Source organism: Pseudomonas sp. 21LCFQ010, from assembly GCF_024129905.1.
GTDB lineage: Bacteria > Pseudomonadota > Gammaproteobacteria > Pseudomonadales > Pseudomonadaceae > Aquipseudomonas.
The window spans coordinates 181,292-203,904 of the sequence record NZ_JAMYDZ010000006.1 but is presented as its reverse complement, the minus strand read 5'-3'; the positions used below and the strand labels follow the sequence as shown (position 1 = coordinate 203,904).

Annotated in this window: 17 protein-coding genes and 1 pseudogene; 8 read left to right on the top strand and 10 right to left on the bottom strand. The window is 63.3% G+C overall.

What is annotated here, in order from left to right; all coding sequences use genetic code 11:
- Positions 1 to 4: 4 nt before the first annotated feature.
- From gspH to NJC38_RS10150, 3 genes are all read left to right on the top strand, one after another.
- Complete coding sequence (gene gspH, locus NJC38_RS10160; RefSeq protein WP_253114065.1) at positions 5 to 466, top strand: type II secretion system minor pseudopilin GspH; 462 nt, start codon at positions 5 to 7, stop codon at positions 464 to 466.
- Positions 463 to 1,083 carry a prepilin-type N-terminal cleavage/methylation domain-containing protein gene (locus NJC38_RS10155; protein ID WP_253114063.1) on the top strand — a complete coding sequence of 207 codons (621 nt, stop codon included), beginning with the start codon at positions 463 to 465 and terminating at the stop codon, positions 1,081 to 1,083. Before gspH ends, NJC38_RS10155 begins: the two co-directional genes overlap by 4 nt.
- A gap of 123 nt (positions 1,084 to 1,206) precedes the next feature.
- Positions 1,207 to 2,700: a YifB family Mg chelatase-like AAA ATPase gene (locus NJC38_RS10150; protein ID WP_253114062.1), complete on the top strand. Its 1,494-nt coding sequence runs from the start codon at positions 1,207 to 1,209 to the stop codon at positions 2,698 to 2,700.
- A 50-nt stretch (positions 2,701 to 2,750) separates the two neighbouring features.
- Here the strand turns inward: NJC38_RS10150 and NJC38_RS10145 are convergent, their stop codons facing one another.
- Positions 2,751 to 3,974, bottom strand: coding sequence for a transposase (locus NJC38_RS10145; RefSeq protein WP_253114060.1), 1,224 nt, complete (start codon positions 3,972 to 3,974; stop codon positions 2,751 to 2,753).
- A 14-nt stretch (positions 3,975 to 3,988) separates the two neighbouring features.
- Between NJC38_RS10145 and NJC38_RS10140 the strand changes: the two are divergent.
- Positions 3,989 to 4,078 (top strand): annotated as a pseudogene (locus tag NJC38_RS10140) (IS200/IS605 family transposase); the annotation flags it as partial.
- 130 nt (positions 4,079 to 4,208) lie between these two features.
- Here NJC38_RS10140 and NJC38_RS10135 read toward each other — a convergent pair.
- Positions 4,209 to 4,532, bottom strand: coding sequence for a helix-turn-helix domain-containing protein (locus NJC38_RS10135; protein WP_253114058.1), 324 nt, complete (start codon positions 4,530 to 4,532; stop codon positions 4,209 to 4,211).
- Between the two features lie 202 nt (positions 4,533 to 4,734).
- Here NJC38_RS10135 and NJC38_RS10130 point away from each other — a divergent pair, with 202 nt between their 5' ends.
- The gene (locus NJC38_RS10130; RefSeq protein WP_253114056.1) at positions 4,735 to 5,895 is read left to right on the top strand and encodes an ATP-binding protein; all 1,161 of its coding nucleotides are present in this window, start codon (positions 4,735 to 4,737) and stop codon (positions 5,893 to 5,895) included.
- Between the two features lie 33 nt (positions 5,896 to 5,928).
- On the opposite strand, the gene NJC38_RS10125 is transcribed toward NJC38_RS10130, so the two are convergent.
- Positions 5,929 to 7,905 (bottom strand): methyl-accepting chemotaxis protein, encoded by a 1,977-nt coding sequence (locus NJC38_RS10125; protein WP_253114054.1) that lies wholly within the window; start codon positions 7,903 to 7,905, stop codon positions 5,929 to 5,931.
- Positions 7,906 to 8,246: 341 nt separating this feature from the next.
- Between NJC38_RS10125 and NJC38_RS10120 the strand changes: the two genes are divergently transcribed.
- Complete coding sequence (locus NJC38_RS10120; protein WP_045484980.1) at positions 8,247 to 9,629, top strand: NorM family multidrug efflux MATE transporter; 1,383 nt, start codon at positions 8,247 to 8,249, stop codon at positions 9,627 to 9,629.
- 3 nt (positions 9,630 to 9,632) lie between these two features.
- Here the strand turns inward: NJC38_RS10120 and NJC38_RS10115 are convergent, their stop codons facing one another.
- Positions 9,633 to 11,300 (bottom strand): bifunctional diguanylate cyclase/phosphodiesterase, encoded by a 1,668-nt coding sequence (locus tag NJC38_RS10115; protein ID WP_253114052.1) that lies wholly within the window; start codon positions 11,298 to 11,300, stop codon positions 9,633 to 9,635.
- Positions 11,301 to 11,505: 205 nt separating this feature from the next.
- Between NJC38_RS10115 and rep the strand changes: the two genes are divergently transcribed.
- Positions 11,506 to 13,515, top strand: a complete 2,010-nt coding sequence (gene rep, locus NJC38_RS10110; RefSeq protein ID WP_253114041.1) for a DNA helicase Rep — start codon at positions 11,506 to 11,508, stop codon at positions 13,513 to 13,515.
- Positions 13,516 to 13,795: 280 nt separating this feature from the next.
- Here rep and NJC38_RS10105 read toward each other — a convergent pair whose 3' ends face one another.
- The 6 genes from NJC38_RS10105 to NJC38_RS10080 form a co-directional block, all read right to left on the bottom strand.
- On the bottom strand, positions 13,796 to 14,506 hold the full coding sequence (locus NJC38_RS10105; RefSeq protein WP_253114038.1) for a GntR family transcriptional regulator: 711 nt from the start codon (positions 14,504 to 14,506) through the stop codon (positions 13,796 to 13,798).
- A 39-nt stretch (positions 14,507 to 14,545) separates the two neighbouring features.
- Positions 14,546 to 16,312, bottom strand: coding sequence for an acyl-CoA dehydrogenase (locus NJC38_RS10100; RefSeq protein WP_253114036.1), 1,767 nt, complete (start codon positions 16,310 to 16,312; stop codon positions 14,546 to 14,548).
- Positions 16,313 to 16,338: 26 nt separating this feature from the next.
- A complete protein-coding gene (locus NJC38_RS10095; RefSeq protein WP_253114034.1) occupies positions 16,339 to 17,580 on the bottom strand; it encodes a thiolase family protein in 1,242 nt (413 codons plus the stop codon).
- Entirely contained in the window at positions 17,577 to 19,466 is a 1,890-nt protein-coding gene (locus tag NJC38_RS10090; RefSeq protein ID WP_253114031.1) for a feruloyl-CoA synthase, read from the bottom strand. The genes NJC38_RS10095 and NJC38_RS10090 overlap by 4 nt, the downstream gene beginning before the upstream one ends.
- A gap of 72 nt (positions 19,467 to 19,538) precedes the next feature.
- Complete coding sequence (locus NJC38_RS10085; RefSeq protein WP_253114021.1) at positions 19,539 to 20,987, bottom strand: aldehyde dehydrogenase; 1,449 nt, start codon at positions 20,985 to 20,987, stop codon at positions 19,539 to 19,541.
- Between the two features lie 62 nt (positions 20,988 to 21,049).
- Complete coding sequence (locus NJC38_RS10080) at positions 21,050 to 21,880, bottom strand: p-hydroxycinnamoyl CoA hydratase/lyase (protein ID WP_045484997.1); 831 nt, start codon at positions 21,878 to 21,880, stop codon at positions 21,050 to 21,052.
- 243 nt (positions 21,881 to 22,123) lie between these two features.
- On the opposite strand from NJC38_RS10080, the gene NJC38_RS10075 reads away from it, so the two are divergent.
- Complete coding sequence (locus NJC38_RS10075; protein WP_253114018.1) at positions 22,124 to 22,612, top strand: MarR family transcriptional regulator; 489 nt, start codon at positions 22,124 to 22,126, stop codon at positions 22,610 to 22,612.
- Position 22,613: the final 1 nt, after the last annotated feature.

Genomic DNA, 22,613 nt, shown 5'->3' with positions numbered 1-22,613 from the left:
ATTCATGGACAGAGACAGGCAACAGGGTTTTAGCATGATCGAGCTGATGGTCGTGCTGGTGATCGTCGGCATTCTCAGCGCCACGATCAGCCTGAGCATCAAACCCGCCCCGCAGGAACGGCTGCGCAAGGATGCCCAACGGCTGGTGCAACTGCTGCAGATCGCCCAGGCCGAAGCCCGCGCCGACGGCCGCCCGATCAGCTGGCAGGCAGACAGCCAGGGCTTTGGCTTCAGCCGCCTGAACGACGCAGGCAGCGGCACTGAGCACTTTGCCGAAGATCCACAACTACGGCCACGCAGCTGGGACTCGGCGCCCGTCAAGGTGCGCACCACCCCTACACCCAGACTGGTACTGGGCAGCGAATGGATCAGCACACCCTGGCAAGTGCAGTTGTCTGACGGCCAGCACCGGGTCAGCATCCGGCGCTCCGCGACCGGGCAGATGCAGGTGGTCAACGAATCATGAACCCGCGCCAGCACGGCTTTACCCTGATCGAAGTCATGGTGGCAATCATGCTGATGGCCATCGTCAGCCTGATCGCCTGGCGCGGCCTGGATAGCGTCAGCCGCGCCGACAGCCATCTGCAGGCCAGCATGACCCAGACCGAAGAACTCCTGCGCACCTTCAACCAGCTCGAACGCGACCTGGCCTCCCAGGCCAGCAGCGCGCTGGGCGAACCCGAATTGGGCGACCAGGCCGCAGACCGCGAACCGCGCATGGGCGCGCCTGCGGCCATCAGCGTACGCAGCGCCGATGACCAGACCTTCGAGCTGGACGTGATCCGCCACGCACCCGCCCCGGACCACGGCCTGCAACGGGTCCGCTGGTGGCTCAAGGGCCAGACCCTGTACCGCGCCGCCGCCGCACCGCGCAACCGCTACCCGCTGCCGGCACCAGACAACGGGGTGGCGGTGCTGAGCCGGATCAAAGACTTGCAGATCCGGGTCTGGGACCGGGAGCAGGGCTGGCGGCAATTGAGCGGCAATCGGCTGCAACAGCCGGTGGGGCTGGAACTGCGACTGACGCGGATGACTGAGCGGGGGGATGAGCATTACCGGCAGGTTTGGGGGCCGTTTTATTAGGGGTGAGTGCCGTCAGAATGGATACATTTGGTAAGGCTTGCGGGCACCCTGTAGCGATTGATTTGCCTGCCGATCTTGTAAATCCCCCACGATCTCCCTTCCCGCTTCATCAAGGAAGATCGGATGTCCCTCGCCATCGTTCATAGCCGCGCTCAGGTCGGCGTACAAGCACCTGCCGTCACCGTTGAAACCCACTTGTCCAATGGCCTGCCGACCCTGACCCTGGTCGGCCTGCCCGAAGGTGCAGTCAAGGAAAGCAAGGACCGGGTGCGCAGTGCCATCGTCAATTCCGGGCTGAAGTTTCCCGACCGGCGCATCACCCTCAACCTCGCCCCGGCCGATCTGCCCAAGGACGGCGGGCGCTTCGACCTGGCCATTGCCCTGGGCCTGCTGGGTGCCAACGGCCAGATTCCGCTCACTGCGCTGCAAGACATCGAGTGCCTGGGTGAGCTGGCGTTGTCTGGCGCGGTGCGGCCGGTGCAGGGCGTTCTGCCCGCTGCGCTGGCGGCCCGTGAGGCGCAGCGGACGCTGATCGTCCCGGCCGCCAATGCCGAGGAAGCCTGCCTGGCCTCCGGGCTGACGGTGATTGCGGTCAATCACCTGCGCGAGCTGGTCGCGCATTTCAATGGTCAGACGCCGATGACGCCCTATCGCGCCAATGGCCTGTTGCCCCAGGCCCAGCCGTACCCGGACCTCAGTGAGGTTCAGGGGCAACTGGCGGCCAAACGGGCGTTGGTGGTGGCGGCAGCGGGCGGGCATAACCTGCTGTTCAGCGGCCCGCCGGGCACCGGCAAGACCTTGTTGGCCAGCCGTTTACCAGGGCTGTTGCCGCCGCTGGATGAGCGCGAAGCGCTGGAGGTGGCGGCGATTCATTCGGTGGCCAGCCAGGTGCCGTTGAACAGCTGGCCGCTCAGGCCGTTTCGCCAGCCCCATCACTCGGCATCCGGGCCGGCACTGGTCGGCGGTGGCAGCCGCCCACAACCTGGCGAGATAACCTTGGCACACCACGGAATCTTGTTTCTTGACGAGCTGCCGGAGTTCGACCGCCGGGTGCTGGAGGTACTGCGCGAGCCGCTGGAATCAGGCCATATCGTGGTGTCCCGCGCCCGCGACCGGGTGCGCTTCCCGGCGCGTTTTCAACTGGTGGCGGCAATGAACCCCTGCCCTTGTGGATACCTTGGCGAGCCCAGTGGTCGCTGCCGCTGCTCCACCGATCAGATCCAGCGTTATCGCAACAAGCTGTCCGGCCCGTTGCTGGACCGTATCGACCTGCACCTGACCGTGGCCCGCGAAGCCACCAGCCTCACCGCCTTGCCAGCAAGCGGCGAAACCACCGCCAGCGCGGCAGCCAAGGTGGCCGCAGCGCGGGACCGCCAGTTGCAGCGTCAGGGCTGCGCCAACGCCTTTCTCGACCTGCCCGGCCTGCGCAGCCACTGCACGTTATCCACAGCCGATGAAAGATGGCTGGAGACCGCCTGCGAGCGCCTGACCCTGTCACTGCGTGCGGCGCACCGTTTGTTGAAAGTGGCGCGCACCCTGGCTGATCTGGAACACAAAGACGCGATTGAACGTAGCCATGTGGCCGAGGCGTTGCAGTATCGGCCGGCGAGCAAGTAGACCGCTATTGACATCCTCCCCGGCCTGAAGGCCGGAGATTCCTACGGCGCTCAGGCGCGGCACCGAGCCGCCCCCGAGTCGCTTCGGTGGGTTCCTGCTGCTGGCGCCATGACCTCTGCGCTCACTTCACAGGCTAACCGGGCGTGTCCCGCCCTTAGTACATTGATCGCCCCGACCACATCGGCGTTGCCTTCGAAACCACATCCCACGCACCTGAACAGCGCTTGCGTCTGGCGGTTGGCCGCCGACACATGGCCGCAACAAGGGCACCTGCGGCTGGTATTTTGCGGCGGCACGGCAATCAGCCAGCCGCCGCGCCACGCCAGCTTGTAGTCCAGTTGGCGGCGGAACTCGAACCAGCCCTGATCGAGGATGGCCCTGTTCAGGCCAGACTTGGCCCGAACGTTTCTTCCCGGTGCCTCTGCCGTGCCTGCCGCCGACCTGGACATATTGCGTACCTGCAAGTCCTCGATACACACCATCGCGTGGTTTTGGCTGATCGTGGTGGAGCACTTGTGCAGGTAGTCGCGGCGGGCATTGCCAATGCGCGAGTGAATGCGCTGGACGCAGGCTTTTGCCTTGTTCCAGTTGCGGCTGAATCTGACCTTGCGGCTCATCGCCTGCTGCGCTTTGCACAGCGCGGTTTCATGGCGTTTGAAGCTGTTGAGGGGTGCGTAGAACGAGCCATCCGAAAGCGTGGCGAACCGGGCAATGCCCATGTCGATGCCGACTGCCGCACCCTGCGCCGTGGGCTGCTCATCGATCTCGCGTTCAGTCTGGATGCTCACGAACCACTTGCCACACGACTGGCTCACGGTGATGTTCTTCACCGTGCCAGGCACCTCGCGGCTGTTGCGGTAGCGCAGCCAGCCCAGCTTGGGCAAGAACAGGCGGCTGTTGGTCTGGTCAAGCTTGATCTGTTTCGGGTCGGGATAGCGCAAGCTGTTGTTCTGCCCCTTCTTCTTGAACCGGGGAAAGTCGGCTCGCTTGGCGAAGAAATTGGTGTAGGCCCGTTCCAGATCCTTGAGGCTCTGTTGCAATGGGTGAACAGGCGCATCGGCCAGCCATGCGGTTTGCGGGCTATGGCGCCACTCGGTCAGCAACTTGCATAGGCCCGCATAGCCGAGCTTGTTCTCGCCTTGCTCGTGGCGCACCTTCTGCAACGCCAGCGCCTTGTTGAAGACGAAGCGACAGGAACCCGCAAAGCGGCGCATTTGCCGCTCCTGCCGGCCGTCTGGCATGAGTTCGTACTTGAAGGCTTGAAGTCGTTGCATGCTGCTCTTGAGCCATGAGCAATGGAGACGACATTAGGCGCGGACGGCACGGTGTTTTCAAGGTGCATGCCCACGGGGTCTTTGTAACGAAATACCGCCGTAGAAGGGCATCTGTGTCGCCGTGTTACTTCAACCGGGGACGGCTACGCCGTCCGCGCTATCCTTCCCCGCCCTGAACGGCGGGGCTTGTCGCGCCCAGATGGTCAGGCCAGCAGTCTTGCACCACTCGGACAATCAAAAATCCTCTGCCCGACTGCGTGCCAGACGTACCCTTCTGTCGCTGTTGGCTTCCAGCTCTTCGGTCTCGAACACCGGGTCTTCCTGCAGTGCCTGGAACACCCGATCCGAAACCCCGACGGTGAACAAGACCAGCATGAAATCACGCAGCGAAACTCCATCGGCCTTACCCGCTTCGATATGGCGGATCGTGCGTAGCGAGATATCGGCCCTCTGAGCAAGATCGATCTGTCTCATGGCCATACGCAGGCGTGCCTGTTTGACCAGAAGACCGATCCGGTACAGCAGCGTGGTGCTCTGGACGGGAAAATAGCCTTTCATAAGGTTTAACCAGATGATACCTAATGACACTTAAGCTATCACAAAGAGACACCATAAAGTGTCAGTCCAGGCCCTGCGGTCACTTGTCTATAATCACTCTATAGTTCTCTATAAATAGCTATAAACTGCCTGCGCACGCCTTTCTATAATTGCTCTATAATCGCTCTATAATTCCCTATAGAGCAGCATTGAGAGGTTGGTGATGTCTACTGAAATCCTCTACCACCGCCCGGCCCTGGCGCAGCGACTTGCCAAATTGATCATGCAGGTTGCTGTTGGCAGTGCGGCAAGCTCAGGGGTATTTCTTGCGGCCCCCAGGCGTACGGGCAAGTCGACCTTCGCGCGAGAAGATCTGCGTCCCGCGCTTGAGGCAGCCGGCGCCATCGTGCTGTACGCCGACCTGTGGAAAGACCTGACCAAGGACCCTGGGGTCGTCATCGTCGATGCCGTACGTGAAACCATTGGCCGTAACCAGGGCTACATCACCCGCCTGGCGAAGGCCAGCGGCATGGATAAAGTCACCGTGGGCGGATTGAGTTTCAGCCTGGACAAGATAGGCATGGGCAAAGACATTGACCTGACCACGGCACTCACCGCGCTCTCGGATGAATCCAGGCAGATGATTGTGCTGATGATCGATGAGGCCCAGCACGCGATCACCACCGACGAAGGCGTAGCTGCCCTTTTTGCGCTCAAAGCCGCCAGGGATGAGCTCAACAGCTCGAAACACCATGGCCTGCGGGTGGTTTGCACCGGGTCGAACCGTGACAAGCTGGCCATGTTGCGCAATAGCAAGGACCAGGCGTTCTTTGGCGCCGCGATGGTGCCGTTCCCGACACTGGACAGGGACTTCGTTGAGTGGTTTTGCACTCATGTGGATCTGCCCCAGCCACTCGATCCCGCCAATGTTTTTGTGCTGTTTCAGGAAAGTGGCTATCGCCCGGAATTGCTCGGCGCCGCTGCCGATGAAATTCGCTTCGATCTGATGCTGGCCCCGGAAAACGTCCCGGAGCGCTTTGCAGAGCTGGTACGCGCTCAGGCAGAGGAGCTCAATGCCAACCTCAAGAAAGTCATCCACAGCCTCACGCCTATCCAGTCTGCAGTGATTCGTGTGATGAGCGCCAAGGGCGAAGACTATGCGCCCTTTGAAGCACCAACCATGGAGCTGTATGCCAAGGCGATGCAGCGAGCAGGCATTGATCCAGCCGAGATAAGGGTCGAAGTACCCGGTGTCCAGCAGGCGCTTATTGCCCTGCAAGAGAAGAAGCTGGTCTGGAAAGCATCCAGAGGCGTGTACGCGGTCGACGAAAACGTGATTGTCGATCTGCTGCGCGGGGACGGCCTGCTGGAGGGCCTCGACTGAGACCCGCCAGCGCCATTGACTCAACCCATCGACTTACCTGAAGCGATCCACCTCGCCCAGCAATTCAGCCGCCAGGTCGTTGAGTTCCTTGGCGGTCACGGCCAGGTTGGCAACCACTTCACGCTGTTCGCCGTTGGTCATGGCGATGCTTTGCAGGTTGCCGCTCAGCGCCGTGGCGGTGCTGCTTTGCTCCTGCGTAGCGGTGGTAATGGCGGCGAACTGCTGGCCGGCCGAGCGGCTTTGTTCGTCGATCTGAGCCAGGGCTTCGGCGACCTTGGCGTTACGCGCCAGGCCGTCCTGCATCAGCGAGTTGCCTTGCTGCATGGTGTTGATGGCCACGCCGGTTTCCTGCTGGATGCTGGCGATCATGGTCGAGATTTCGTCGGTGGCCTGACGGGTGCGCGAAGCCAGGCTGCGCACTTCATCGGCGACCACGGCGAAACCGCGCCCCTGCTCACCGGCACGTGCCGCTTCGATGGCCGCGTTCAGTGCCAGCAGGTTGGTCTGCTCGGCGATCGAGGTGATCACCCCGACGATGCTGCCGATTTCCTGAGACCGCTGCCCCAGGGTATCGACCACCTTGGCGGTGCTGTTCAAGGATGCCGCGATCTGTTGCAGCGAAGCCGAGGCTTCGTCCATTGAGCTGCGCCCAATGCGGGTCTGGCGAGCGTTTTCCTGGGCCATGCGCTCGGTGTCTTTCATGTTGTCGGCGATGTTCAGCGAGGTGGCGCTGAACTCTTCCACCGCACCGGCCATGCTGGTGATTTCCCCGGACTGCTGCTCCATGCCGGCGTAGGCACCGCTGGACAGCCCAGAAAGGGCATGGGCACGGTCGCTGACCTGCCGCGACGCGGTACGAATGTGCTCGACCATGTTCGACAGGGCTTCACCCATGGTGTTGAAGCTGCCGGCCAGCAGGCCGATTTCATCGTGGCTGGTCACCGCCAGACGCACCTTCAGGTTGCCCGACCCCAGCGCTTCGGCCTGGCGTACCAGTTCCGACAGCGGCCGCAGTTTGCTGCGCAGCAGCCAGATTGCACCGCCCACCGCAATCAGCATGGCCAGCAGGCTGCCGATTGCCAGTTGGGTGCCGACGCTCCAGGTCACCGAGGCGATCTCGTCCTTAGGCATGCTCGCCACCACTGTCCAGGGCCCACCGCTGAAAGGAGCGCCAACGCTGTAGAAGGTCTCGTCGGTGTCTTGCCAGTACTGCCCCTTGCCAGGCTGCTTGACGGCTTCGGCCACTGCCTTGCCGGCCTGTTCCGCCGCCTTGACGCCGGCCGGCGGCACCAGCCATTTGCCTTGATCATCGAGCAGCGCCAGCGAGCCGGTCTTGCCGATACGGAAGTTCTTCAGGTCTTCGAACTGGGCGTTCTGCGCATCGGTGTAGTCAAAGCCGACGAACAGCGCGGCGATGATCTTGCCACTGCTGTCGCGCACCGGGCTGTACTGGGTCATGTAGTAACGGCCAAACAACACGGCCTTGCCCACATATTCCTGACCGGCCATCAACCGTGCATAGGCCTGGCCCTGACGGTCGAGCAAGGTGCCGATGGCGCGGGAACCGTCCTGCTTCATCAGCGAGGTGCTGATCCGCGCGAAATCATCGCCGCTGCGCACGAACACCGTCGCCACACCCGCCGTGAGGCGGCGGAAGTCATCGACTTCACTGAACTCGTTGTTCAGTGGCTGACCATCGAGAAACAGACCCGGAGTTTGCGTGCCGGCCACTGTGTAGGTGGTGCCGGTCTGCAAGGTCAGACCCGAGGAAAAGCGCTTTTCGAACAGGCCCGCCAGACGCTGGGTACTGTCACGAAGCGTGGTATGAAAGGTGTTGAGCTGGTCAGACAGCAAGCGTGATTCGCTGGCCAGGTGTTCTTCGCGGATGACCAGGTTGGCAGCATCGAGCGAGCGCAGGGCAAAAAGGGTGCTGCAACTGATCACCACCGCGAGGATGATGGTCAGGGCAATACCTAACTGAGAGGCAATCCGGGCACGAGGCTTGGACATGGCAACTCCATACTGAAGCGTCCGACTACCCATCCGGGGCAGCGCCGTCCAGCAATATTATGTTGAAGGGAATATTTCCTTGAGATCGACAGCTCCATGCAATGGATTCGGCCTCGCGGGCACATACTTGAGCGGGCCGCGCGGATAATCGCAAACGATTGCGTATCTGTCTGTAACTGTTGAAGATTTAGTTGCATGGCTAGTTGCACAGTCGCTTCAGCCTCACAGGCCACCTGGAGGTTCAAGCGGGCAGAGGAACGAACTTATTAGTTGGTGTCCAAACGCCATACTGCCCAGAATAGGCAGCGTTTATCCTTTTATCGAATCGAGCCTGAAAAAATATGCAGCCGGCTGCCCTCAAGGAACTCTGGACCATCCTGCGCCTGGCAGGGCCGCTGATCGCCTCGCAATTGGCGCACATGCTGATGGTCTTCACCGACACGGTGATGATGGGCAAACTCGGCCCCGACGCGCTGGCCGGCGGCGGTCTGGGCGCGGCGACCTATAACTTCGTGACCTTTTTCTGCATCGGGGTGATGGCGGCGGTCGGCACGCTGGTCGCGATCCGCCAGGGCGCCGGCGACACCGAGGGCGCCACCCGGCTGACCCAGGCCGGGCTGTGGCTGGCCTGGGGCATGGCGGTAGTGGCGGCCGTGGTGCTGTGGAACCTCGAACCGCTGCTGCTGCATTTCGGCCAGACCCCGAACAACGTGCACATGGCCATGCAGTTCCTCAGCACCTTGCCGCTGGCGCTGCCGGGCCTGCTCAGTTTCATGGCCCTGCGCGGTTTTACCAGCGCGCTGGGCCGGGCCGGGCCGGTGATGGTCATCAGCCTGGTGGGCGCTGCGGCCAACTTTGTTCTCAACTACGCGCTGATCGAAGGCTGGTTCGGCTTGCCGCATCTTGGCCTGTGGGGTATCGGGCTGGTCACTGCGGTGGTCACCAACGCCATGGCCATTGCCCTGGCGCTGCACATCCGTCGGCATCCGGCCTATGACGCCTACCCGATCCGGGCCGGCCTCGGCACATTGTCGCGCAGCCATCTGAGCGAGCTATGGCGCCTGGGCCTGCCGATTGGCGGCACTTATGCGGTGGAGGTCGGGCTGTTCACCTTCGCCGCCTTTTGTATGGGCGCGCTGGGCACCACCCAGATGGCCGCGCACCAGATCGCCCTGCAGACCATTTCCATGGCCTTCATGATTCCGGTAGGGATTTCCTATGCGGTGACCATGCGCATCGGCAAGCACTACGGCGCCGGTGATTTGCTCATGGCACGCACGGCTGGCCGGGTGGGCATCGGGTTCGGCGGCGCATTGATGCTGCTGTTTGCCCTGCTGTTCTGGCTGGCCCCCCGCACCATCGTCGGACTGTTTCTGGACATCAACGATCCGGCTTTCAATGACATCGTGGTCCTGGCGGTGAAATTGCTGGCGATTGCTGCCTGGTTCGAACTGTTCGATGGCACCCAGACCATCGCCATGGGCGCGATTCGCGGTCTCAAGGACGCCAAGACCACCTTCCTGATTGGCCTGGGCTGTTATTGGCTGATTGCCGCGCCGGCGGCCTGGCTGTTGGGCTTCCAGAGCCCGGCCGGCGCCGAAGGTGTGTGGTGGGGGCTGGCGCTGGGGCTGTTGTGCGCGGCGGCGACCCTGACCTGGGCGTTCGAGCGGCGTATGGCCAAGATGCTGCGCAGGGCTGACAGGCAACCGGCAAAGGCCGCCTGAACATCAAACCCCGCCGAGCACCGTCCGGCCTTGGTCGGCCAATAGATAATCGGTCAGTTGCAGAATAGGCAGCGGCCGCTGAATCAGAAACCCTTGGGCCTGATCGCAGCCGAACTCGCGCAGCAGGGCCAGTTGCGCCGGGGTTTCGATGCCCTCGGCGACCACTTCAAGCCCCAGGTTGTGCGCCAGGTTAATCATCGCGTGGACCAGCTTGCGATTCTCTTCGCGCTGTTCCATTTCACCGACGAAGCTGCGGTCGATTTTGAGCAGGGTAATCGGCAGGCTGTTGAGGTGCACAAAAGATGAGAAGCCAGTGCCGAAGTCGTCCAGCGAAAAACGCACACCCAGCACGCGCAAGGCATCCATGGTCTTGCTGACCAGATCACTGCGGCGCATCACTGCGGTTTCGGTCAGTTCGAACTCCAGCCAGCGGGCATCGATGCCTTGCTCGGCAATCAGGCGGCTGAGGGTGTCGAGCAACTGGCTGTCCTGGAACTGGCGAAACGACAGATTGACCGCCATGTGCAACGGCTCGATGCCCTGCTCGCGCAGGACGCGCATGTCACGCAGGGCCCGGAAGATCACCCAGTACCCCAACGGCACGATCAGGCCGCTCTGCTCGGCCAGCGGCACGAACTCACTGGGCGGCAACAACCCGCGCTCGTGATGGCGCCAGCGCACCAGCGCTTCGAGGCCGACAATCCGCCCGCTGGTCATGCACAGCCGCGGCTGGTAGTGCAGCTCCAGCTCGTCGCGGCGCAACGCACGGCGCAGTTCGGCTTCGAGGTCGGCCAGGCTGCGGGCATTGCGGTTGATGTGTTCGTCAAACTGATGCCAGGTACAGCCCTGCCGACTCTTGGCCTGGCGCATGGCGATATGCGCGTGCCACATCAAAGGGTCGGCACCGAAACCGCTGCGGGCGTGAGCAACCCCCAGGCTGCAGCCGATCAGCAGGCTTTCGCCATCGACCCAGTAGGGTTCGGACAACGCCTCGATAATCCGCTCGGCCACTTGCGCGGCGCGTTGCGGTGCGTCGCGGGTGTCGATCAGCAAGGCGAACTCGTCGCTGCCCAGGCGGGCGACCTGGTCGTTGACGTCCAGTTGCCGCTTGAGCCGTGTCACCACTTGCAGAATCAGCCGGTCGCCGGCCTGATGGCCCAGCGCATCGTTGGCACGGCGGAAATTGTCGAGGTCCAGATGCCCGAGCGCCAGCCCGGCGCTGCCCGATTCAGCCAAGCGGGCCGTCAGCAGAGTCTGGAAGCCCTGACGGTTGGCGATGCCGGTCAACGGGTCCTGTTCCGCCAGACGCTGTAGCGTGTCCTCCAGGTGCGCGCGTTCACCAACGTGGCGCAGGCAGCGGCGCAGTGCATCGGGGCTCAGGCTGTCGCCCACCAGCCAGTCGCTGACACCCGCCAGCGGGGCATCGGGCTCGACATCCAGCAGCATCACGATCGGGACGTTGCAGGTGCCGGCCGCCGGTTGCAGCTCTGGGGTGGTCAGCAGCACCGTATGACGCTCGCCAGCGTAGCTGGCGCCGTCAACCTGCCAGTCTGCGATCTGCTGCAACACGATATCGCTGGGCAACGCCGCAACGCAGGAATTCAGCCGTACCAGCCAGGCTGGTTCATGAACCAGCAGCAGTAACCGCAAGGGCTCGACAGGCGTTGACAAGCTGACTCCCTATTCCGAAGAAAAACAAGGGGGCGACGCACCTCGACATGAGGTGTCGGCTGCACGTAATTGAGTGCTATGCGCAAATGTAACAAAACCAAGAAATTAAGATAGGCCATCGGTGCAAAACGCTTGAAGGTCGCTGCACATTGCCGCGAGCCTGTTAAAATGCCCGGCCATTCGTCCATGACCCGTCCTATCTCTCATGTCCCGACTCAACCCCCGGCAGCAGGAAGCCGTGAACTACGTCGGCGGGCCGCTTCTGGTGCTCGCCGGGGCAGGTTCCGGCAAGACCAGCGTGATTACGCGCAAGATTGCCCATCTGATCCAGAACTGCGGCGTGCGTGCCCAGTACATCGTGGCCATGACCTTTACCAACAAGGCCGCCCGAGAGATGAAAGAGCGGGTCGGCACCTTGCTGCGCAAGGGCGAAGGCCGCGGCCTGACGGTCTCGACCTTCCATAACCTGGGCCTGAACATCATCCGCAAGGAGCATTCGCGGCTGGGTTACAAGCCGGGCTTCTCGATCTTCGATGAAGGCGACATCAAGGCCCTGCTGACTGACATCATGCAGAAGGAGTACGCCGGCGACGACGGCGTCGACGAAATCAAGAACGTCATCGGCTCGTGGAAGAACGACCTGATTCTGCCCGAAGAAGCCCTGGCCAATGCCCGCGGCCCCAAGGAGCAGACCGCCGCCATCGTCTACGCCCACTACCAGCGCACCCTCAAGGCTTACAACGCGGTGGACTTCGACGACCTGATCCTGCTGCCGGTCAAGCTGTTCCAGGAGCACGCCGACATTCTGGAGAAATGGCAGAACCGCGTGCGCTACCTGCTGGTGGACGAATACCAGGACACCAACGCCAGCCAGTACCTGCTGGTGAAAATGCTGATCGGCACGCGCAACCAGTTCACCGTGGTCGGCGACGACGATCAGTCGATCTATGCCTGGCGCGGCGCACGGCCGGAAAACCTGATGCTGCTCAAGGACGACTACCCGTCGCTCAAGGTGGTGATGCTTGAGCAGAACTACCGCTCTACCAGTCGCATTCTGCGCTGCGCCAACGTGCTGATCGCCAACAACCCGCACGCCTTCGAGAAGCAACTGTGGTCGGAGATGGGGCACGGCGATGAAATCCGCGTGATCCGCTGCCGCAACGAAGAGGCCGAGGCTGAACGGGTGGCGATGGAAATCCTTACCCTGCACCTGCGCACCGAACGGCCCTACAGCGATTTCGCGATTCTGTATCGCGGCAACTACCAGGCCAAGCTGATCGAGCTGAAGCTGCAACACCACCAGGTGCCGTATCGTCTGTCCGGCGGCACCAGCTTTTTCAGCCGCCAGGAAGTGAAGGACCTGATGTCCTACTTCCGCCTGCTGGTCAACCCCGACGACGACAACGCCTTCTTGCGGGTGATCAACGTGCCGCGTCGGGAAATCGGCTCCACAACCCTGGAAAAGCTCGGCAACTACGCCACCGAACGCAAGATTTCGATGTACGCCGCCACCGATGAAATGGGCCTTGGCGAACACCTCGACAGCCGCTACACCGACCGCCTGCAACGCTTCAAACGCTGGATGGACGGCGTGCGCCAGCAGTGCGCACAAAACGACCCCATCGCCGCCCTGCGCAGCATGGTCATGGACATCGACTACGAGAACTGGATTCGCCAGAACAGCTCCAGTGACAAGGCCGCCGACTACCGCATGGGTAACGTGTGGTTTTTGATCGAGGCGCTGAAGAACACCCTGGAAAAAGACGAAGATGGCGAGATGACCATCGAAGAGGCGATCGGCAAGCTGGTGCTGCGCGACATGCTCGAACGCCAGCAGGAAGAAGAAGACGGCGCTGAAGGCGTGCAGATGATGACCCTGCATGCTTCCAAGGGCCTGGAGTTTCCTTACGTGTTCATCATGGGCATGGAAGAAGAAATTCTTCCGCACCGCTCCAGCATCGAAGCCGACACCATCGAAGAAGAGCGCCGCCTGGCTTATGTGGGCATCACCCGCGCCCGCCAGACCCTGGCCTTCACTTTTGCCGCCAAGCGCAAGCAATACGGCGAAATCATCGACTGCACGCCCAGCCGCTTCCTCGACGAACTGCCGCCGGACGACCTCGCCTGGGAAGGCCAGGAAGAACAGCCGGTAGAGGTCAAGGCCGCACGGGGCAACAACGCCCTGGCGGATATCCGGGCAATGCTCAAGCGCTAGCGGCAGTACAGTACGAAATCTCTATGGGATCAGCCGGCCGGGGACATAAAGCACTAAACTGAACAGTATTGCGGCTAAAGCCAATACTGGTCACTTAAGCACTGTATGCCCACAGTGGGAGCGAGCTCTGCTCGCGAAGAGGCCAGTAAAAACACTACATCTGCTGCGAATGTGCCGCCCTCTTCGCGACCAAGGTCGCTCCCACCGGGGGCATACAGTGCCTAAGTGGACAGTATTGCGGCTAAAGCCCCTCATGCGAGGTTGCGTGTTGGCCGCGCACTCAGTCCGGGCGCTGGATGACCTTCAGGCGTTCGGCAGACGAGGCGCTGAAAATCTCGGCATAGCGCAGGGTGGCGTTGGCGTGCTCACGCATCAGCGCTTCGGCCCGCGCCCCCTGGCGGCTGATCAGGGCATCGACGATTGCGTGATGCTGCATGTGCGCGTAGTTGAAGCGCCGGTATTCGCGGGCCATGTCGTTACGGTCCACCGCCAGGGCGCTGACCGAGGCAAACGGCAGGTGGTCGTTGCGGGCCAATGCGTCGGCAATCGCCGGGTTGCCGCTGCCTTCGACGATGACCTGGTGAAAGCGCATGTTCAGGTCGTGATAGACCTCCAGATCCTGCTCGGTCACGTAGCCCTTGTCGAACAGTGCGTCCCCCTCGGCCAGGCACCTCTGCAACTGCTCGCACGCCTGTGGAGTCAGGCCGCGTTCGGCGCTTTGCCGGGCAGCCAGGCCCTCGAGCACACCGCGCACTTCAACTGCACCGGCAATGTCCTGGGTACTGACCGAGCGCACCTGAAAGCCGCGCCCGCCATGGCGGACCAGCAAGCCCTCCTGCTCCAGGGTCCGAAACGCCATGCGCACCGGCATGCGTGATACGCCGAACAACTCGGCGGTGGGCACTTCCATCAGCCGTTCGCCGGCTGGCAGCTCGCCTGAGGCGATCATCTTGCGCAACGCAACCAATACCGTTTGGCCAGGCTTGCTCATCCAGGCAGCTTCCGTGAGTCGAGAGGCGGCTATGGTAGCTCAGCTGGCAGTGCCCAGAAACGGCAACGGGCTGCGCGCACTGTAGAGCCCGGCCAGATGCCGGTCGGCTTCGGGCAGCAGCCAGGTGAAAAAGAACTGCGCGGTTTGCAGCTTGGCGCTGCGTTGCGGGTCGCTGGCGGGCAGGTTCTGCGCCACCCGCGCCGCACGGCACCAGGCAAACGCCAGCAGGGTCAGGCCGCACAGCTTCAGGAAGTCGCCGGCGGCGCGGTAAGGGTATTCGGCGTCCTCGGCGCTGTGCTGCACGACGCCATGCCAGGCCTGCGTCAGGCTCTCAGCCCGCCGCTGCAACTCGACACCCAGCGCGTTGCATGGGGGTACGGCGATCGCCAGTCGCGCTTCTTCATCCAGGATGTGCAACCACTGTTGCAGCGCCTCGCCGTGATCGCCAAGTACTTTGCGCAGCAGCAGGTCGTTGGCCTGAATCTCGTTGGTGCCTTCGTAAATCATGGCGATGCGGCTGTCGCGCAGGGTCTGCTCGATCGCAAACTCCGCCACATAGCCGTAGCCACCAAACACCTGTAACGCCTGACTGGCCTGGCGAAACCCCTGTTCGGTGAAGTACGCCTTGATGATCGGCGTCAGCAGCCCGCTCAGTTGCGCCGCCTGGGCGCGGGCTTGCGCTTCGCTGGCCTGTTCGGCCTGATCGAGCAGATGCGCGGCCCAATAGCCGGCCGCCCGCAAGCCTTCGCTGATCGCGCGCAGCTCCAGCAGGGTGCGGCGCATCGCCGGGTGGTAGTGCAAGGGGTCGGCGGCACTGGCCGCCACCCCGTCCGGACGTTGTGGTGCACGCATTTGCCGGCGTTCGCCGGCGTACTGCAAGGCGTTCTGCCAGGCCGCCTCGGTATGCCCCAGGCCTTGCAGGCCGACATGCAGGCGGGCCGAGTTCATCATCACGAACATCGCCGCCAGCCCCTGATGCGGCTGGCCGATCAGCCAGCCTTGGGCCTCTTCGAAGACCAATGAACAAGTGGCACTGCCTTTGATGCCCATTTTGTGTTCGATGCCGTCACAGCGCACCCCGTTGAGTCGGCCGTCATCCAGTTGCCGGGGCACCAGAAACAGCGAAATGCCCCGGCTGCCGGCCGCTGCGTCTGGCAAACGGGCCAGCACTAGGTGCAGGATGTTGCCGCTCAGGTCCTGCTCGCCACCGGAGATGAACAGCTTGTTGCCGCTCAGCGCATGGCTGCCATCAGCCTGGGGTAGGGCGCGGCAACGCAGCAGGCCGACGTCGCTGCCAGCCTGTGGCTCGGTCAGGCACATGGTCGCCAGTGCCTGCCCGCTGACGATATCCGGCAGGTAGCGGCTCTGGACCCACTGCGGGGCGTGATGCTTGAGGCACAGGTAGGCGCCATGGGCGATGCCGGTGTACATCGCCCAGGCGTGATTGCTGGCGTAGAGCATTTCCTGCAGCGCCGCCTCCAGAACCTGCGGCAGCCCTTGGCCGCCCAGCTCTGCAGCGCACGCCAAGGCCGGCCAGCCGCCTTCGACATAAGCGCGATAGGCCTGGGCAAAACCGTCCGGGGTCTGCACCTTGCCGTCCGTGAAGCGGCAGCCCTGGCGGTCGCCGCTGGCATTGAGTGGCGCCAGCACCTCACTGCAGAACAGCCCGGCCTGCTCCAGCACCTGCATGGCCAGTGGTGTATCGAGCCCGTCGAAAGCGGCGCTCTGGCGCCAGGCCTGTGGGGCATCGAGCCAGTGTTCAAGGACGAACTGCATGTCGCGCAGTGGGGCCTGGTAAGTCCACATGGCAATCTCCTTTGCCGGTCATGTTCTCAGTGTTGCCAATCCGGGTTTTCGATCAGCACCGCCATGCCCTGCCCGCCGCCGACACAGGCCGCGGCAATGCCATAGCGCAGGTTGTTGTCGCGCAGTTGCCGGGCCAGGCTCAGCACCAGGCGCAAGCCGCTGGCGGCTAACGGATGGCCGAGGCCGATGGCGCCACCCCGGCAGTTGAGCCGTTCGCCGTCCAGTTCCAGCTCACGGGCCACGGCCAGTACCTGGGCGGCCTGGGCTTCGTTGATTTCCAGCAAGCCGATGTCATGCAGTTGCAGGCCGCTGCGCTGCAACAGCAGGCGGATCGCCGGCGCAGGACCGATGCCCATGTATTCAGGGGCTACGCCGACCACCGCACTGGCGCGCAGCCAGGCCAATGCTGGGCGGCGGGCAGCCGATGCAGGGCCAACCAATGCAGCCGCCGCGCCATCGACCACCGCGCAGCTATTGCCAGCGGTCTGCACCCCGCCCTCATGCACCGCCCGCAGCCGTGCCAGGGCGGCCAGTTCGGTGCTGCGCGGGTGGCTGTCCTGGCTGACGCTCTCGACTCCGCGCGGCAAGCGGATGCCGCGTGGCTGATAGCCGGCCAGCTCGAAGCATTCGTTGCTGACCGGCAGAATTTCTTCCGCCAGCCAGCCGCTGGCCTGTGCTTGCAGCGTCAGTTGGTGACTTTGCAAGGCGTAGCTGTCTACCGCCTCGCGCGCCAGCTCATAGCGCACAGCGAGACGATCAGCGGTGGCGATCATATCGATGCCCGGTGCCGGATCGTGCAACGCCTCCCAGAGAAAGTCCTTGAACCCCACTTCGCCGCCCAGACGAAAGCCGTCGCGGTGGGTGTAGGCGGCAATCGGGTTGCGCGACATCGATTCGGCCGCCACGCACAGCGCCAATTGCGCGCCTTCGCCCACTTGTATGGCCGCCTGGCGCAGCAGTTCGAAACCGGTGGCACAGATCCGCTGCACCGCCAGTGCCGGAACCTGCTGCGGCACGCCGCTGTACAGGCCGATATGCCGGGGCAGCAGGTAGGCATCAAAGCTGGCCTGGGCCATGGAGCCGGCCAGCACGCTGTCGACATCGGCTGCCTGCAAGCCGGCCTGCGCCAGTACACCGCGACCGACCTTGATCCCCAGATCGATCGGTGACACTTGAGCCAGCGCACCGCCCAGGTCTGCCCAGGGGGTGCGCAAGGCAGCGAAAATCGCCACGTCGGAAAACGCCGAGTACTGGCCGGCGCGGTTCATGCCGGTGTGCCTGGCAGCAGCGCTTCGGCGCGCAGGATCGAGGCGTCTTCACCCCGGTACAGCGCCTCGACCAGGCTGGCGCGCCACTGCAGCACGGCACGCTGGTTGATCGTGCCCTTGTCGGTGATTTCGCCACGGTCAATCGAAGGCGCTTCGGCCAGCAGTGCGACCCACTCCAGGCGGCTGGCATTGCCGCTGGCGTCTTTGTTCAGGCGCCTTAGCCAGGCCGCAAACCACTGGCGCACGGCGGGGCTGGCCAGCACCTGAGCATCGCTGGCGCTGGCGTCCAGGCCGGCCAGCTGCCGGCACTCATGCAGGCGCGGGAATACCAGTGCGCCAAGGCATTCGCGGTCGGGGGCGGTGACCACGATGTCCTGCACATAGGGCGAGCCTTCCAGCACGGCCCGATTGCGCAGCGGCCCGACGCTGACAAACACCCCCGACGACAGCTTGAAGTCTTCGGCAATCCGCCCGTCGAACATCAGGCCCAGTTGCGGGTCGGCAGGGTCAGCGAGTTTCAGGGCGTCGCCCGAGCAATAGAAGCCTTGCTCATCGAAGGCCTCGGCGGTCTGCTGCGCCGAGCGCCAGTAGCCGGGCATGATGTGCGGGCCGCGAAAGCGCCCTTCCAGCTTGCCGTCCACCGGCACCAGCCGCACTTCGCAACCCGGCGCCGGCAAACCGATGTAGCCGGCCTGGGACAGCGGTCCGGTGGTGAAGGTGCAAGACGGCGAGGCTTCGGTCATGCCCAGCCCGGCCATCATGCGGATCCGCTCGCCGCAGTGCTGTTCCGCGACCCGGTCCAGGCGGTCCCAGATGCTCTGCGACAACCCGGCGGCGGCGAAGAAGAACAGTTTCATGCGGGCAAAGAACCGCTCACGCAATTCCGCGTCTTGTTCCAGTGCATTGACCAACTCCTCCCAACCCTTGGGTACGGTCAGGTAGGCGGTGGGCGAGATTTCCTTGAGGTTGCGCAGGGTCTCGGCAAAGCCCTGGGCGGTAGGCTTGCCGTTATCCAGGTAAAAGGTCCCGCCGTTGTACAGCACGATGCCCAGGTTATGGCTGCCACCGAAGGTGTGGTTCCACGGCAACCAGTCGACCAGCACCGGCGGCTCTTCGCCGAACACCGGAAAGGTCTGCAACAGCATCTGCTGGTTGGCGCAGAGCATGCGCTGGGTGGTAATCACCGCCTTGGGCAGCTTGGTGGAGCCTGAGGTGAACAGGAACTTGGCAATGCTGTCTGGCCCGGTGGCAGCAAACGCGGCATCGGCTTCGGCACCGCCAGGCTGTTCAAGCAGGCTGGCGAAGCGGATGCCGACCCTGCCAGCGACCTCGCCGCGCACGCTGATGACCGGCACATCCGCTGCCAGCACCGCGTCGATGGCCTTCTGGTAGGGCGCGCTGTCGCTGACGAATACCAGACCGGGCTGCAACACTTCACAGACATGCCGCAGCTTGGCGAAATCCTGGGACAGCAGCGAATAGGCCGGCGACACCGGGCAGTAAGGAACGCCGGCATACATGGCGCCCAAGGCAATCTTCAGGTGTTCGATATCGTTGCCTGACAGCAGCGCCAGCGGTCGCTCGGCGCTCAGGCCATAGCCCAACAGGCTCTGGGCGATGGCGCGTACGTCAGCCAGCATCTGTGCATAACTGACGTGCTGCCATTGGCCTTGCGCATCGCGGGCGGCAATAAAGGTTTGCTGGCCGCGCACATCGGCCCAGTGCAGCAGACGGTCGAGCAGCCGTGCGGGACGGTCGGCCAAAGCTTCCAGGGTGCGGATATGCACCACGCCCTGGCTCTGGGTGACCTCTACTTCGGGGTGCCCGATAGACACCTGGCGATAGCGTGCCTGGGCGGGCCGGGCAGTTGCGGGTTGCGGATTCACTTGCTGTTCCTCCATCGAGGCCGGCGGGCGTCTTGTTTTTGTCAGGGGCGCACGATCGGGTGCCTGTTGGCGCTAGATCGGGTAATGCCGTGGGCCGTTCTGCAGGGTGACCCAGCGCAACTGGGTAAAGAAATCCACCGAGGCGCTGGCGCCGAAACTGCCGTAGCCGCTGGACTTGACCCCGCCGAACGGCATTTGCGCTTCGTCGTGCACGGTCGGGCCGTTGATATGGCAGATCCCCGACTCGACCCGCTGGGCCAGCGCCAGGGCACGGCTGGTGTCGCGGCTGAAGATCGCCGCCGACAAGCCGAACTCCGAGTCGTTGGCCAGACGCAGCAACGCTTCGTCGCCCTCTGCGCGCAGCACCACCGCCACCGGGCCGAAAGACTCTTCGCGGTACAGGCGCATGCTGTCGGTCACCCGATCGAGCAGGGTCGGCTGCATGATGCTGCCGCTGCACTGCCCGCCCGCCACCAGGGTGGCGCCCTGACTGAGGGCATCATTGACGAGGCCAAGAATGCGTTCACCGGCACTGACGTCGACCAGCGACCCGAGTACCGAAGCCGGATCATCCGGGTTGCCGGCGCGCAGGGTGGCGATCTTGGCGGCCAGCTTGTCGACAAAGGTGTCGGCGACCGTGCTGTCGACAATCAGCCGCTCGGTAGACATGCAGATCTGCCCCTGATTGAAGTAGGCGCCAAACGCGGCAGCCTCCACAGCGGCATCCAGGTCGGCGTCATCGAGCACCAGTAATGGCGCCTTGCCGCCCAGCTCCAGCAGCGCAGGCTTGAGATGGCGGGCTGCCAGCTCGCCGACGATCCGCCCGACATGGGTCGAGCCGGTGAAGTTGACCCGGCGTACGGCGGGGTTGGCGATCAGCCGTTCGACGATTGCCGGGGCGTCGGCCGGCGCGTTGCTGATGACGTTGACCACGCCATCGCCGAGCCCGGCTTCATGGAGGATCTGGCCGATCAGCCGGTGCACCGCCGGGCTCAGTTCCGAGGCCTTGAGCACCACGGTATTGCCGCAGGCCAGCGGCATGGCGATGGCCCGCGTGGCGAGAATCACCGGGGCGTTCCAGGGGGCGATACCCAGCACCACACCGCATGGCTGACGCAAGGCCATGGCGAAGCTGCCCGGTACATCCGAGGGGATGACCTGACCGTTGATCTGGGTGGTCATCGAGGCGGCTTCGCGCAGGATATTGGAAGCCAGCTTGACGTTGAAGCCATACCAGTTGGCCATGGCCCCGGTTTCGCCAGCGGCCGCGATAAAGCGTGCGCTGTTGGCCTGAAGCTGGTCAGCCGCCTTGAGCAAGCGGCTGCGGCGCTCGTTGGGCGCCAGGGCAGACCAGCCAGGAAACGCCGCCTGGGCGGCGGCGACCGCCGCGTCGGCGTCTTCCAGAGTGGCGGCGGCAACCCTGGAGACCAGCTCGCCGGTCACCGGATTACGGCGTTCGAAGGTGCGACCGTCACGCGCGGGCAATGACTGCCCGCCAATCAGCAAAGGCACGTCCAGCATGGTGATTCCTCTTTATTGTCTTTATCGGGAACACATGTCGATTCGGTGTAGCGCCGAGAATCTCAGCGCTTGTAGGCTTGCAGGCCCGGCTTGATGCTTTTTTCGTCGAGGAACTGCTTCATACCCTGCTCGCGACCGCCTTCGGTGTCCAGCAGGCGCGACTGATCGAGCTTGGCGTACAGGTAGTCTTCGTTCTGCTCCCAGGTCAGCTCGCGGCAACGCTTGAAGCCATGCTTGGCGGCGCGCAGCACCACCGGGTTCTTTTCCAGCAGGTTGCGGGCCAGTTCGATGGTGGTTTCGCGCAGTTGCGCCAGCGGCACGCTTTCGTTGACCAGGCCCATTTCAGCGGCTTTTTTACCGCCGAAGGTCTTGCCGGTCATGATGTAGTACAGCGACTGGCGGTGGCCTACGGTGTCGGCCATGGCCTTGCTGACCAGGTTACCCGGCGGGATGCCCCAGTTGATTTCCGACAGGCCGAAGGTCGCTTCGTCAGCACAGATCGCCAGATCACAGGCCACCAGCGGGCTGAAACCACCGCCGAAGCACCAGCCATTGACCATGGCGATGGTCGGCTTGGAGTACATGCGCAGCAACTTCCACTGCCATTGCGAGGCCTCACGGCGGATCTTTTCCTGGAGAATTTCCGGGCCGGCGTCGGTTTCACGGAAGTATTCCTTGAGGTCCATGCCGGCGGTCCACGACTCACCGGCACCGGTCAGCACCAGCACACCGGCGTCGGCATCCTGCTCCAGAGTTTCCAGCACGTCGATCATTTCCCGGTTCAGGGTCGGGCTCATGGCATTGCGTTTTTCCGGGCGATTGAGAATGACCCAGGCGATGCCTTCTTCGATCTCGACCTTGACGGTGCTCCAGCGGCCTTCGTAGTTGCTCATGTCGGTTGCTCTCTTGTTCTGGGTGGGGGCTTGTTCTGAACGGCGGCGTGTTCCGGGAGTGCCGATGAGCAGAAATTAGCCCGGCAAATTAGTTATGTCAATTAACTATTAATCCAGTTAACCGAAAAAGCTCAACGGTCAGTGGATGTCAGATCACCTCATGCGGGTAGTAAGCAGTAGCCTTCACCAGGCGATCACGGCAAACTGCATAGCCTTGTTAACTGAAGATCAGGACCTTTTACCATGGCCAAGCCCTCCACAGCACCGCTGCACCGCGATGCGGCGCCTGACGATGCGGGCGCCCCGGCGGCGCTGGATGCCGCGCTGGACGACCTGATCGGTTACGCCCTGCGCCGCGCCCAGCTCAAGCTGTTCCAGAACCTGATCGGCCGCCTGGCGGTGCATGACCTGCGCCCGGCGCAGTTTTCCGCGCTGGCGATCATCGATCAGAACCCCGGGCTGATGCAGGCCGACCTGGCCCGCGCCCTGGCCATCGAGCCGCCGCAGGTGGTGCCGCTGCTCAACAAGCTTGAAAGCCGTGCGCTGGCGGTACGGGTGCGCTGTAAGCCGGACAAACGCTCTTACGGCATTTTCCTGAGCAAGGGCGGTGAAGCCCTGCTCAAGGAATTGAAGCAGATCGCCGCGCAGAGCGACCTGGACTCGACCTCGGCACTGGATGACGCCGAGCGCGAGCAGTTGCTGCATCTGCTGCGCAAGGTCTATCAAGACTGAC